Origin of the sequence: Mycolicibacterium sp. 624 (assembly GCF_040548615.1) — a bacterium.
GTDB lineage: Bacteria > Actinomycetota > Actinomycetes > Mycobacteriales > Mycobacteriaceae > Mycobacterium.
Window position 1 is genome coordinate 1 of the sequence record NZ_JBEPRZ010000005.1, and the last position, 12,571, is coordinate 12,571.

The 12,571-nt window shown below is 65.6% G+C and carries 11 protein-coding genes; 4 read left to right on the plus strand and 7 right to left on the minus strand.

Going from position 1 to position 12,571, the window contains the following annotated elements:
• Positions 1 to 150: 150 nt before the first annotated feature.
• Positions 151 to 1,338 (minus strand): NAD(P)/FAD-dependent oxidoreductase, encoded by a 1,188-nt coding sequence (locus tag ABIA65_RS19660; protein WP_354524652.1) that lies wholly within the window; start codon positions 1,336 to 1,338, stop codon positions 151 to 153.
• A gap of 60 nt (positions 1,339 to 1,398) precedes the next feature.
• Positions 1,399 to 1,845 carry an Rv2324 family transcriptional regulator gene (locus ABIA65_RS19665; protein ID WP_354524653.1) on the minus strand — a complete coding sequence of 149 codons (447 nt, stop codon included), beginning with the start codon at positions 1,843 to 1,845 and terminating at the stop codon, positions 1,399 to 1,401.
• Positions 1,846 to 1,970: 125 nt separating this feature from the next.
• Between ABIA65_RS19665 and ddaH the strand changes: the two genes are divergently transcribed.
• From ddaH to ABIA65_RS19685, 4 genes are read left to right on the plus strand one after another with little or no spacing between them, the layout of a single operon-like run.
• Positions 1,971 to 2,822: a dimethylargininase gene (ddaH, locus tag ABIA65_RS19670; RefSeq protein ID WP_354524654.1), complete on the plus strand. Its 852-nt coding sequence runs from the start codon at positions 1,971 to 1,973 to the stop codon at positions 2,820 to 2,822.
• A 17-nt stretch (positions 2,823 to 2,839) separates the two neighbouring features.
• On the plus strand, positions 2,840 to 4,102 hold the full coding sequence (gene rocD / locus ABIA65_RS19675) for an ornithine--oxo-acid transaminase (RefSeq protein WP_354524918.1): 1,263 nt from the start codon (positions 2,840 to 2,842) through the stop codon (positions 4,100 to 4,102).
• Positions 4,103 to 4,121: 19 nt separating this feature from the next.
• The gene (locus tag ABIA65_RS19680) at positions 4,122 to 5,630 is read left to right on the plus strand and encodes an amino acid permease (RefSeq protein WP_241400816.1); all 1,509 of its coding nucleotides are present in this window, start codon (positions 4,122 to 4,124) and stop codon (positions 5,628 to 5,630) included.
• Between the two features lie 31 nt (positions 5,631 to 5,661).
• Entirely contained in the window at positions 5,662 to 6,543 is an 882-nt protein-coding gene (locus ABIA65_RS19685; protein WP_241400817.1) for a universal stress protein, read from the plus strand.
• On the opposite strand, the gene ABIA65_RS19690 is transcribed toward ABIA65_RS19685, so the two are convergent.
• The 5 genes from ABIA65_RS19690 to nhaC form a co-directional block, all read right to left on the minus strand.
• Positions 6,540 to 7,250, minus strand: coding sequence for a dienelactone hydrolase family protein (locus ABIA65_RS19690; RefSeq protein ID WP_241400818.1), 711 nt, complete (start codon positions 7,248 to 7,250; stop codon positions 6,540 to 6,542). The two genes, ABIA65_RS19685 and ABIA65_RS19690, sit on opposite strands and share 4 nt — an antisense overlap.
• Positions 7,251 to 7,320: 70 nt before the next feature.
• Positions 7,321 to 8,175, minus strand: a complete 855-nt coding sequence (locus ABIA65_RS19695) for a mycofactocin-coupled SDR family oxidoreductase (RefSeq protein WP_241400819.1) — start codon at positions 8,173 to 8,175, stop codon at positions 7,321 to 7,323.
• 139 nt (positions 8,176 to 8,314) lie between these two features.
• Entirely contained in the window at positions 8,315 to 9,562 is a 1,248-nt protein-coding gene (gene arcA, locus ABIA65_RS19700) for an arginine deiminase (RefSeq protein WP_354524655.1), read from the minus strand.
• Positions 9,563 to 9,602: 40 nt separating this feature from the next.
• Positions 9,603 to 11,045, minus strand: a complete 1,443-nt coding sequence (locus ABIA65_RS19705; RefSeq protein WP_354524656.1) for a basic amino acid/polyamine antiporter — start codon at positions 11,043 to 11,045, stop codon at positions 9,603 to 9,605.
• Positions 11,042 to 12,532 carry a Na+/H+ antiporter NhaC gene (gene nhaC / locus ABIA65_RS19710; protein ID WP_354524657.1) on the minus strand — a complete coding sequence of 497 codons (1,491 nt, stop codon included), beginning with the start codon at positions 12,530 to 12,532 and terminating at the stop codon, positions 11,042 to 11,044. The genes ABIA65_RS19705 and nhaC overlap by 4 nt, the downstream gene beginning before the upstream one ends.
• Positions 12,533 to 12,571 lie beyond the last annotated feature (39 nt).

Below are 12,571 nucleotides of genomic sequence, written 5' to 3' on the forward strand. Positions count from 1 at the left end.
CGGCGGGGGCCCGGGGGGGGGGGGGCCCCCCCCCCCCCCGCCGCCCCCCCCCCCCCCGCCCCCCCCCCCCCCCCCCCCCCCCCCCCCCCCCGGGGGGGGGGGGGGGGGGCGCCCCCCCCCCCCCCCCCCCCCGCCGAAATCGCTTCAGGATTAGGAGGGGGTTGGCAGGACGTCGGCGATGGGCGCACCGTTGGCGATCTTGGCGCGCGTCTTCATCACCTTGCCCGGCATACCGCCGCCGACGACGCCCACCACGACACCGTCGCGCTCGTAGAAGGCCAGGAACTTGCGGCCGTCGTCCTCGACGATGTGCACGATGTCGTCGGCCTCGGGCTCGCCCAGGCACTGGATCTTGACGTCGTACTGATCGCTCCAGAAGTAGGGCACCACGACCGCCGACGAGGTCGCTTCCGCGCCAAGCAGCGCAGGCACGATCACGCGGGCCTGCTCGGCGACGTTGCTCCAATGCTCAACGCGCACTTGGTGTCCCGAGGCATCCTGCCAGGACGCCACATCACCGATCGCCCACACCTTCGGCGCTGAGGTTCGGCCCGCGGCGTCGCAGATCACGCCGTTGTCGACGGCGACGCCGCTGCCCTCGAGCCAGTCGGTGGACGGACGCGAGCCGATGCCGATCACGACGACGTCGGCGTCGAGCTCGGTGCCATCCGACAGCTGCACCTTCTCGACGTGGCCGGTGCCGCTGACACCCGAGACACCGACTCCACAGCGCACGTCAACACCCTCGGCGCGGTGCAGCCTGGCCACCAGATCGCCGATCTGGGTACCGAGCACCGAGGCCAGCGGGGCAGGCTGCGGCTCCACGATCGTCACCTCGGCGCCGAGCTTGCGCAGGCTTGCGGCCACCTCGCAGCCGATGAAACCGGCTCCGATGATCACGGCGCGCTTCACCGTGCCGGCGTGCTCACGCAGCGCGATGCTCTCGCCGAGAGTGCGCAGCACGCGGACGCCCTCGAGGTCGGGCAGCGACGGAATGCGCTTGGGCACGAGGCCTGTCGCGATGACGAGTTCCTCGTAGGCCACCGTCTCGCCGTTGGCCAGGGTCACGGTCTGCGCAGCGGTGTCCAGCGCGCTCGCCCCAGAGCCCAGCATCAGCGTGATGTTGTTCTCCTCGTAGAACTCTGCGGGTTTGAGCAGGACGTCATCGGTCTCCGCCCGCAGCACTTCCTTCGACAGTGGCGGCCGATCGTATGGCAGATGCTCCTCATCGCTGACGATGGTGATGGGTCCGCTGTACTCGGCACGACGCAGTTGCTCGGCGGTGCGCGACGCGGCAAGTCCACCCCCGACGATGACGATGCCTCCACTAGTAGTCACGTGGGCTTTCTTACACGATGCACCGACAATGCGGTAAGCCACCCCAACCCGGACAGGGCTTCAGGGACGGGTTCGCTCGATGATGTTGGACAGCACGACGATGCTCTCGCTGCGCTCGATGTCGGCGCTGGCGCGAATACGTTCCAGCGCCTCCTCCAGGTGACGCATGTCCCGCGCCAGCACGTGCAGGATGGCGTCGGACGTGCCCGTCACGGTGGCGGCACTGACCACTTCGGGGATATCGACCCAGGCCCGCCGCAACTCGTCAGGGGCGATCGTGCCGTGACAGTAGACCTGCACATAGGCCTCGGTGGTCCATCCGATGGCGTTGCGGTCGACGAGGGTCGTGAATCCACGAATCACACCACTGTCGAGCATGCGGTCGACACGCCTCTTGACCGCGGGTGCGGACAGGTTCACGCGCTGCCCGATCTCGGCGAAGGTCGCACGGGCGTGCTCGGCCAACTCGGCCAGGATTGCCTCGTCGGTCTCGTCCAGACGGTCCATGAGACAGCCCCTTCCCGCTCCACGCAACAAAGCTTCACAATCCTACGCCAGACACAATAGATCGCTACCTAACACGCAACGAGTGGTGATTGATTGCGAGATCAGGGCTCCATATCGTCTATTTCATGACGATCTCACATATCGCGGCGTCGGAGGCTGCGGCGACGCCGCGATCCCGCAGTCCGCGACTGCGCCACTACGTCATGACGGCCCCGACACACTTCGCCGTGGAGTACGCAATCAATCCCTGGATGGACACGTCGACACCCGCAGACGCCGACCTCGCGGTTCGCCAGTGGCAGGCGCTGCACCAGACCTACGTCTCGCTGGGGCACACCGTCGAACTGGTTGATCCGGTCGCCGGCCTCCCCGACATGGTGTACGCCGCCAACGGTGGCCTGATCGTGAACGGCGCCGCCGTCGTCGCGCGTTTCGCCTACCCGCAACGCGCCGATGAGGCAGTCGCGTACGGACGGTGGATGACTGACCACGGCTTCGAGACCGCCGTCACCGAGCACACCAACGAGGGCCAGGGCGACCTGCTGGTCATCGGCTCAATGGTGTTGGCGGGCCATGGATTTAGAACGGATCGTCGCGCGCACGACGAGGTGGCCGCCATCCTGGGAATGCCCGTCGTCAGCCTCGAGCTGATCGATCCGCGGTTCTATCACCTCGACACCGCACTCGCGGTCCTCGACGACGACACGATCGCCTACTACCCGCCCGCGTTCAGCGACGAGGCGCGCGCCAGGCTGCAGGACTTGTTCCCCGACGCCATCGAGGTCGCCACGGCGGATGCCTATGTGCTGGGGCTCAACGCCGTGTCGGACGGATTGCACGTCATGCACCCGGCCGCCGCCACCGGCTTTGCCAAACAACTCGACGATGCCGGGTTCGAGCCCATCGGTGTGGATCTGACCGAACTCCTCAAGGGCGGCGGATCTGTCAAATGCTGCACCTTGGAGGTGTATCCGTGACCATTCTTGAGGACATGATGACCGCAGCGGCTCCTCGGACCGGATCGGTCACCGCGGCGGCGATCGCGGTGGACGATCAGTACGCCGCGCACAACTACTCCCCGCTTCCGGTCGTCGCGGCCTCCGCCGAGGGTGTCTGGATCACCGACGTCGAGGGCCAGCGGTATCTGGACTGTCTGGCGGCGTACTCCGCTGTCAACTTCGGGCACCGCAATCCCGAGATCATCGCGACCGCCCACCATCAGCTCGATACCGTCACGCTGGTCAGCCGGGCGTTCCACTCCGACAGACTCGGACCGTTCTGCGCAGCCCTTGCACAACTGTGCGGCAAGGACATGGTGCTGCCAATGAACAGCGGCGCCGAAGCCGTGGAGAGCGGTATCAAGGTCGCCAGGAAATGGGGCACCGACGTCAAGGGCGTGCCCACCGACCAGTCCAACATCATTGTGGCGCGCAACAACTTCCACGGTCGAACGACGACGATCATCAGCTTCTCCGACGACGACACCGCCCGGCGTGGTTTCGGTCCGTACACGCCGGGTTTCCGCTCTGTGCCCTTCGGCCCCGACGATCCCCATGCCGATGCGCTGGCCGCCGCCATCGACGAGAACACCGTGGCCGTACTGATCGAGCCCATCCAGGGCGAGGCGGGCATCATCGTGCCTCCCGACGACTACCTGCCGAGGGTTCGCGCGCTCTGCACCGCGCACAACGTCCTGATGATCGCCGACGAGATCCAGGCGGGTCTGGCCCGGACCGGGCGCACCTTCGCCTGCGAGCACTGGGGCGTGGTGCCCGACGTCTATCTGCTCGGCAAGGCGCTCGGCGGTGGCGTGGTCCCGTTGTCGGCCGTCGTCGCCGACCGCGATGTGCTCGGCGTCCTGCACCCCGGTGAACACGGCTCCACCTTCGGCGGCAATCCGCTGGCGGCCGCGATCGGTACCACGGTGGTCTCGATGCTGGGTCGGGGCGAATACCAAACCCGCTCAGCAGAACTCGGTGGCGTCCTACATGGGCGACTACGCGCGCTGATCGGTCACGGCGTGCTGGCCGTGCGGGGCCTCGGCCTGTGGGCGGGTGTCGACGTGGACCCGAGCATCGGCTCCGGCAAGGAGATCACCCTGCGCTTGGCTCAGCGCCGGGTTCTCGTCAAGGACACCCACGGCTCCACGTTGCGCTTCGCACCGCCGCTGGTGATCACGGAGGAGGAGATCTGCTGGGCCGTTGACCAGTTCGCGGCCGCGCTGGCCGATGCCCGCGAGAACACCGCTCTCGACTGAACCCTCAACTGGAGGCACCATGACATCACCGACCGTCAGCCTGACAGAACAGATGCTTCGACGCCGACCCGTGATCGGTGCCCCGGTCGCCCATGGCGCCTCCGACCACCTCAAACGGACGATCGGGACCTTCCAGCTCACCATGTTCGGCGTTGGTGCCACCGTTGGGACGGGCATCTTCATCGTGCTGCAGCAGGCGGTGCCCAAGGCCGGTCCCGCGGTGCTGATCTCGTTCGTGATCGCAGGTATAGCCGCTGGGCTGTCAGCCATCTGCTACGCGGAAATGGCTTCCGCCGTTCCCGTTTCGGGATCAACCTATTCGTACGCCTACACCACGATGGGCGAGGTCGTGGCGATGGGTGTAGCCGCCTGCCTGCTTCTGGAGTACGGCGTCTCGATGTCTGCGACGGCAATTGGCTGGAGTGGTTATCTGAACAAGCTGCTGGACAACCTATTTGGGGTTCATCTTCCACACGCTCTGACCGCGGCGCCGTGGGGTGAGACACCGGGCATCGTCAACCTGCCTGCCATGATCCTGATCACCATGTGTGCGCTGTTGCTGATTCGCGGTGCCAGCGAGTCCGCGGCGGTCAACACCGTCATGGTGATCATCAAGTTGGGTGTGCTCGCGCTGTTCATCGCCATCGCGCTGACCGCATTCACCACCGACCACTTCGCTGGGTTCTGGAACGCGGGTTTTGCCGGAATCACAGCGGGTGCGGCCACCATCTTCTTCACCTTCATCGGACTCGACGCCGTGTCCACCGCCGGTGACGAGGTCAAGAACCCACAGAAGACCATGCCGCGCGCCATCCTCGCCGCACTGGTCGTCGTGACCCTCATCTACATCCTGGTGGCGTTCGCCGGCTTGGGCACTCAGTCCGCTGACGAGTTCGGATCCGATGCACAGTCCGAAGCCGGCCTGTCGGTCATCCTGGAGAACATCCTCAACGGTTCGACCTGGGCCAGCACGATCCTTGCTGCCGGCGCGGTGATCTCGATCTTCTCGGTGACCCTGGTGGTTATGTACGGCCAGACCCGCATCCTGTTCGCAATGGGTCGTGACGGGCTACTTCCCGCGATGTTCGCCAAGGTCAATCCGCGCAGCATGACACCGGTGAACAACACGATCATCGTGGCCACGATCACCTCGATCCTGGCCGGCTTCGTCCCACTCGACTACCTATGGGACCTGGTCTCGATCGGCACACTCGTCGCCTTCATCACGGTCTCGGTCGGCGTGATCATCCTGCGGGTCAGAGAACCAAACCTGCCTCGTGGCTTCAAGGTTCCGGGTTATCCGGTGACACCCATCCTGTCCATTGCCGCCTGCGTATGGGTGCTGTACGGCCTGCCCCCGAACACCTGGCTGTGGTTTGGGATTTGGGTGGCCGCGGTCTTGAGCTTCTACTTCCTCTGGAGCCGACGCCACAGCGCACTCAACGATGGCGGCGATGGCATCATCGCAACCGCCGCTCCTGGCGTCGATGATGTCGATGTCATCACGCCGCCGAAGGATCGCGCGTGACTGGCCGGCGAGAAGCGAAGGCGGGTCGCGCATGACAATCGTCGTGGGCTACCTGACCGGGAAGGCAGGAATATCGGCACTGCACCTCGGGGTGGAGGCAGCCCGGACCCGCAAGGTGCCGCTGGCCGTGGTCACCGTCGTCCCCAAGCCGTGGACCACTCCGTCTCCGGCGCGCATCGATGCCGAATATGCCGAGTATGCCGACAGACTGGCGTCCGACTCGGCCACCCAGGCCGGCGAGTGCATCGCATCGCTGGATGCGGGGCTCGAGGTCAGCTTCCACAAGTACGCGCATCGGTCCGCCTCAGGTGGCCTGCTGGATGCCGTACGGGATCTCGACGCCGACGCGCTGGTGCTGGGGTCGGCGGCCGACGGCCAGCTCGGACAGGTGGTCATCGGCTCGACCGCGGACCGGCTGCTGCACTCGTCTCCGGTTCCGCTGGCGATCAGCCCGCGCGGTTATCGCGGTGCGAAGACCCACGGTCTGACCCGAATCACCTGCGCCTATCCCGGTACACCGGAGTCTCGCCACGTCGTGGAGCGGGTCGCGGCGTTCGCGGCGACGCTGGCGGTTCCGATGCGGGTCATCACATTCGCGGTCCGTGGTCGCACGATGTACCCACCGTCGGTCGGCCTGCACGCCGAGGACACCCTTTTGGCCTCATGGGCGTCGCAGGCGCGAGAGGCGTTGGCCCAGTTGAGGTCCGACGGAATCGTGAGTGACGAGGTCGAGTTGCAGGTCGTCACCGGCAATGGTTGGGATCAGGCTCTCGACGCCGCCGAGTGGCTGGACGGTGAGCTGCTGGCGCTGGGCACATCGCCGCAGGGCGCGATCGCACGAGTGTTCCTCGGTTCGAAGGGCACCAAGATCGTGCGCCACAGTCCGGTGCCGGTGCTGGTGCTGCCGAGCTAGGTCCCGAAGGTCTCCGCTAAATAACCGACGAGATCGTTCCACGCCCGCCGGGCCGTGGTCTCGTCGTACTGGATACCGCGTTCGGGCGCATTGGCGAACGTCGCCATGAAGGCGTGCAGCGCATGTCCGTAGGCGTGTAGCTGCCAGTCGGCGCGGCGCTCGGTCAGTTCGGCCGCGAGAGCCAGGACGTCGGATGGCGGCGCGAAGGGGTCATCCCAGCCGTGGTAGACGGCCACCTTGGTGCCGATGGGCGCCTCGGGCGCGTCCGGCAGCGGCGTGAGCAGGCCGTGAAATGCGCCGATGGCCCTCAGCCCCACCCCGTGGCGTGCCGCGTCGAGGACACACAGACCGCCGAAGCAGAACCCGATGGCCGCCAGCGCGTCACGGTCGACGTCGGGCAGGTCACGGATCGCATCGACGACGCCGATGATCCGTTCCCGCAGGGCTTTCCGGTCCTTGAGGAACCCGTCCATCGCGGCTGCACATGCGTCGGGACCGGCGGCTGTGACGTCACGTCCGAACACGTCGACGGCGACGGCCCGATAACCCAACGCCGCCAGCCGAGTACAGAACTCCAGCTGCGCGTCGCTGCGGCCCTCCATACCGTGGAACACCAGGACGGTGGGTGCGCCGCGAAGCTCTCCGCCCACCAACACACCGTCGAACTCGATGCCGTCGAGCGCGTAACCGAAGGTCTGCGAAGTCATATCGCGAACCTACCCACGACGAGTCGCCGAGCGGAACTTCGTTCGCTCAGCGCTTAGGCAGTCAGTACGGTCAGTACTTCGCGGTGCCGCGGTCGATCGCGATCTGGGACCCCGAAATCGTCGCGGATCCGTCACCCGCCAGCCACGACACCACATCCGAAACCTCTTCGGGTGTCATGAACTCCTGTAGGCCCTTCTTGCCCTCGTGGTTGATGGGCTTGTACGGCATCGGGGAGAAGCTGTGCAGGAACTGCGGGTACTTGGTGAAGACCTCCATCATCGCCTCGGGCTCGACCATCGGGGTTCCGATCGAGTACGGGTGTATGGAGTTGACGCGAATTCCGAACTCGCCCACCTCAATCGCCAAGGCGTTGGTGATCGCGACGAGGCCGTGTTTGGACGCCGAGTAGTGCCCGTTGCCGGGTGTGGCCTTCGTTCCGGCCGACGAGCTCACGATGATGATGGAGCCGCCGTTGCCCGCCTCGATCATCGCGGGCACCGCGGCGCGGATGGTGCGCCATGTCCCGTTCAGGTTGACGTCGATGACGCTGTCCCACTGCTCCTCGGACATCTCGAACATCCGGCCCCAGCTGAGGATGCCCGCGTTGGCCACCACGATGTCGAGCCTGCCGAACTGCTCGATGCCGTCGGCGACGACCTTCTGCTGGGCCGCGAGGTCACGGATGTCAACCTCGCGGGCGAGCACCTTGCGGCCGGTCGCCTCGACGGCGCTCACGGTCTCGGCCAGTTCTGCCGACGTCGCGGGCGGGTAGGTGACGGTGTCCGACACCGGGCCGCAGATATCGATGGCGATGATGTCGGCGCCCTCGCTGGCCAGTCGCACGGCATGCGCGCGTCCCTGTCCGCGGGCGGCGCCCGTGATGAATGCCACGCGACCCTCGAGGGGTCCGTTCGCTGCCGCCATTGCCAGTCCTTTCATCAGCCCCGGCCCAGGCTAGCAGCCGAACTGAAACGTGTTCTAGAAAGTCTAAACCACGTCGAGACCGCCGCCACGGTCGCTGAGCGCGCGGCTCAACGACAGGGAACGCGGTTTCGGCGACGCTCTAGTAGTCGACCGCGTCGCGGATGATCGGGCAGGTCATGCAGTGCCCGCCGCCACGTCCGCGGCCCAGCTCTGCGCCGACGATGGTGATGACCTCGATCCCCGCCTTGCGCAGCAGGGAATTGGTGTGGGTGTTGCGGTCATAGGCGAACACCACGCCCGGCTCGACCGCGACGAGGTTGTTACCGCTGTCCCACTGCTGGCGCTCCGAGTCATACGCGGTGCCGCCTGTCTCGACCACCCGCAGCGCACCGAGCCCAAGGGCCGCGGCAACCACCTCGACGAAGGGTTTGGTCTCCACCACGACCTCGACACCGGGGGCCGCATCGCTGGGCAGCAGCGTGAAGGTCTGCATGTTGTCCACGATCTCGGGATAGATCGTCACCACGTCGCGGTCGGCGAACGTGAACACCGTGTCGAGATGCATCGCGGCGCGCAGCTTGGGCATCCCGGCGACGATCACCTTCTCCACCGCTCCCTCGGCGAACAGCTTCGCGGCGACCTGCGTGATGGCCTGACGCGAGGTTCGCTCGCTCATGCCGATGATGGCGACGCCGTTGCCGGGCACCAGAACGTCACCACCCTCGATCGTGGCCATCCCGAAGGAACTCTCGGGGTCACCCCACCACACCTTCGAGCCGACGTAGTCGGGATGGAACTCGTAGATGGCCTTCATCAACAGCGTCTCGTCGTGGCGGGCGGGCCAGAACAGCGGGTTCAACGTCACCCCGCCGTAGATCCAGCAGGTGGTGTCACGCGTGTAGAGGGTGTTGGGCAGCGGCGGCATCAGGTACTCGGTGACACCGGCGGCCTCGCGGGCCAGTGCCCGGTATCCCGACTGGATGTCCGCGGGCAGATCGCGGGTCGACATGCCGCCGATGAGAAACTCCGAGAGCCGACGCGTCTGCAGGGAGTCCAGGAACCCGCGAGTGTCATCGACCAGTCCGAGGCCCACTTCGTTGGGCACGATCTTGCGATCCAGCAGCCACTTCTTGGCCTCTGGAATGTCCATGGTCTCGGTCAGCAGATTGTGCAGTTCGACGACCTCGACGTCGCGATCACGCATCTTGTCCATGAAGTCGAAGTGATCCCGACGCGCGTTCTGCACCCACAGCACGTCGTCGAACAGCAGATCGTCGCAGTTGGACGGGGTGAGCCGCTCGTGAGCAAGGCCCGGCGAGCAGACCAGCACCTTGCGCAGCTTTCCGACCTCGGAGTGCACACCGTAGGAATCAGAAGTCGTGGTCATTTCGGTCCTCTCGGTGACTCTCGGGTGACTTTCGGTCCAGCTAGATTTGGATGGCGCCGGTCGCCAACGACACCACGCCGGCGATCGCGCCCAGCACGATGATCCCGAACAGCACCGCCTCCGCGGGGGTGAAAAGCGCAAGATTGCGCTCCCGGCGGGCCTTGGCGTACAGCAGGGCGCCCGGCGCGTAGAGGATGCACGACAACAGCAGGTGGTCCCATCCCGCCGCGTACACCAGGAACAGGGTGTAGAGCGTCGCCAACGCGGAGACGATCATGTCCGGAACCAGAGACCTTCTGTCGCCGTAGGTCTCCCGGGTGATGGTGAGCTTGAGGGCGTACCCGGCGGCGAGCAGGTAGGGAATCAATGCCAGCGCCGCCGTGAGATCAAGCATGAAGTCCAGGGCCTCGGAGGTGAACAGCAGCAGGATGAGCAGCAACTGCACCAGGCCGCCGGCCATGACGAGCGCGACGACCGGGGCACCCTTGGCGTTCTGCTTGGCCAAGAACTTCGGCATGTCCTCGGATTTCGCTGGGATGTAGAGGATCTCGGCGGCCATCAACGTCCAGGCGAGATACGCGCCCAGCACCGACAGGATGACGCCGACCCGGATGAGAATGGAACCCCATTCCCCGACAACCGATTCCAGCACCGAGGCCATGGACGGCTGTGCCACCCCGGCCAGTTCGGCCTGCGACATGACGCCGTAGGACGACAAAGTGACCAACATGAACACCGCGAGAACGGACAGGAATCCGATCACGGTTGCCCGGCCCACGTCCTCCCGCTTGCGCGCGAAACGGGAGTAGACGCTGGCTCCCTCGATACCGAGGAACACGAACACGGTGATCAGCATCGTGCCCTTGGCCTGCTCGAAGAGTGAACTCCACGAGTAGTTGCCGTCGCCGCCCCAGAAGTTGTCGGTGAAGACGTCCGCCTTGAATGCGATGACAACGATGACAACGAACATCAGAATCGGCACGATCTTGGCGAACGTGGCGATCTGGTTGATGATCGCGGCCTCCTTGACCCCGCGCAGGATCAGGAAGAAGAACAACCACACACCGACCGACGAACAGATCACCGCCAGCACGGTGTCGCCAGCGCCGAGACCGGGGAACAACGTACTGGTGGTCGCCATGATCAGCACCCAGTACGAGGTGTTTCCCGCGCACGCCGACGCCCAGAACCCGAACGCGGAGTTGAAGCCCACATAGTCGCCGAAACCCGCCTTGGCGTATGCGTAGATGCCTGCGTCCAGGTCAGGCTTGCGAGTCGCGAGCCGCTGAAAGACGAAGGCCAGCATCAACATGCCCGCACCGGCGATGGTCCACGCGATGAGCGCCCCGGCCACGCCGGCCTCGACGCTGAACCGCCTGGGCAGCAGGAAGACACCGGAGCCGATCATCGAACCGATGACCATCGCGGTCAGCGTCGGCAGGCTGACCTTCTGTTTGTCGACCGCGGCCTCGGTGCTGGTCATGTGACTCCTTCACCTTCCTGGGCGGGTGAACCGGGGACGATCTTGAAGCCGGTGAACCCGTAGATCACGCTCAGGGCCGGACTGGCGATGTTGAACAGCGCGAATGGCAGATAGGACAACGTCGCAACACCCAACGCCGCGCCCATGAACGCACCGCACGAGTTCCACGGAACCAGAGGCGATGTCACCGTAGCGCTATCTGCGGCGAGTCGAGAGAGGTTCTGTGGAGCCAGTTCACGCTTCTCGAACTCTGCGCGGAACATGCGACTGGGCAATACCAATGCGATGTACTGGTCGCCCGCAACGACGTTGAGACCGAAACCGCAGCCGAACACCGTGAGGTACAGACGGCCGCGGGACGTGGCCCTGGCGATCATCGGGTTGATCAGGCGGTCGATGAGGCCCAACTGTTCGAGCAGCGCTCCGAACGTCACCGCTCCGATGATCAGCCAGATGGTGAGCAGCATGCTGTCCATCCCGCCCCGAGACAGCAGGCGGTCGATATCGCCGATACCCGAGTTCATCGAGAATCCGTTGGCCATCACCTTCCAGATCGCCTGGATCGAACCGGTGACCGCCTCTGAGCTGCCGCCGATCGCCGCCGCGAACTGCTCCACCACATCACGCTGCAGAATCGTGGCCTGCACGCCGGCGAACAATGCCGAGGCCAGCAACGCCAACGACGCGGGTACCTTGCGGATCGACAGGACCGCCAGCAGGACCAGCGGCAACAGGTTGACCGGGTTTATCCAGAAGATGTCACCGAGCTTCGCCAGCTCCACGTCCTCACCGACGGTGTCGTGCACCGGCGGGCCCGCAATGCCCAGGATGGTGAACCCGACCGCCGCGATGATGAACGCCGGCACCGATGTCCACGCCTGACTCCGGATGTGGGTGTAGAGATCGACTCGGACCATCTGGGCGGTCAGGATCGTCGTCTCTGACAGCGGCGAGAGCTTGTCCCCCAGATAGGCACCCGAGATGACCGCGCCCGCGGTGATCGCGGTCGAGACCCCGAGCAGACCGCCGATGCCGACGAGGCCCACACCGATGGTCGCGGCGGTGGTCCAGGAGCTGCCGATCGACAACGCGACGACACCACAGATCACCGCCGCGGCGATGTAGAAGTACCCCGGGGACAGCGCTTGAATGCCGTAGTACACCAGGGTCGGGATGGTGCCCGACAGATTCCAGGTCCCGATCAGCGCACCGACGGCCAGCAGGATGAACAGGGCGCTGGTGATCGACGAGAGGGCGGACTGGCCGGCCTCCTGCACCGCCGACCAGGGGTGGCCGTTCTTGAGTCCGATCAGCGCGGCGACCGCACAACACAGGATCAACGCGACCTGGATGGGCCCATCGAGTGCATCCAACCCGAACAGTGCCAGCGCCGACGCGATCAGAAGCGCCAGCGCGACAAGCGGAACCAGCGCATCGGCTATCGATGGTTGGCGTGGTGGTCCGGGCTCATCGGGATCCGACGCCATCCGCACCGCCCCCGACCTCACGCTGGTTGGAGACGGACG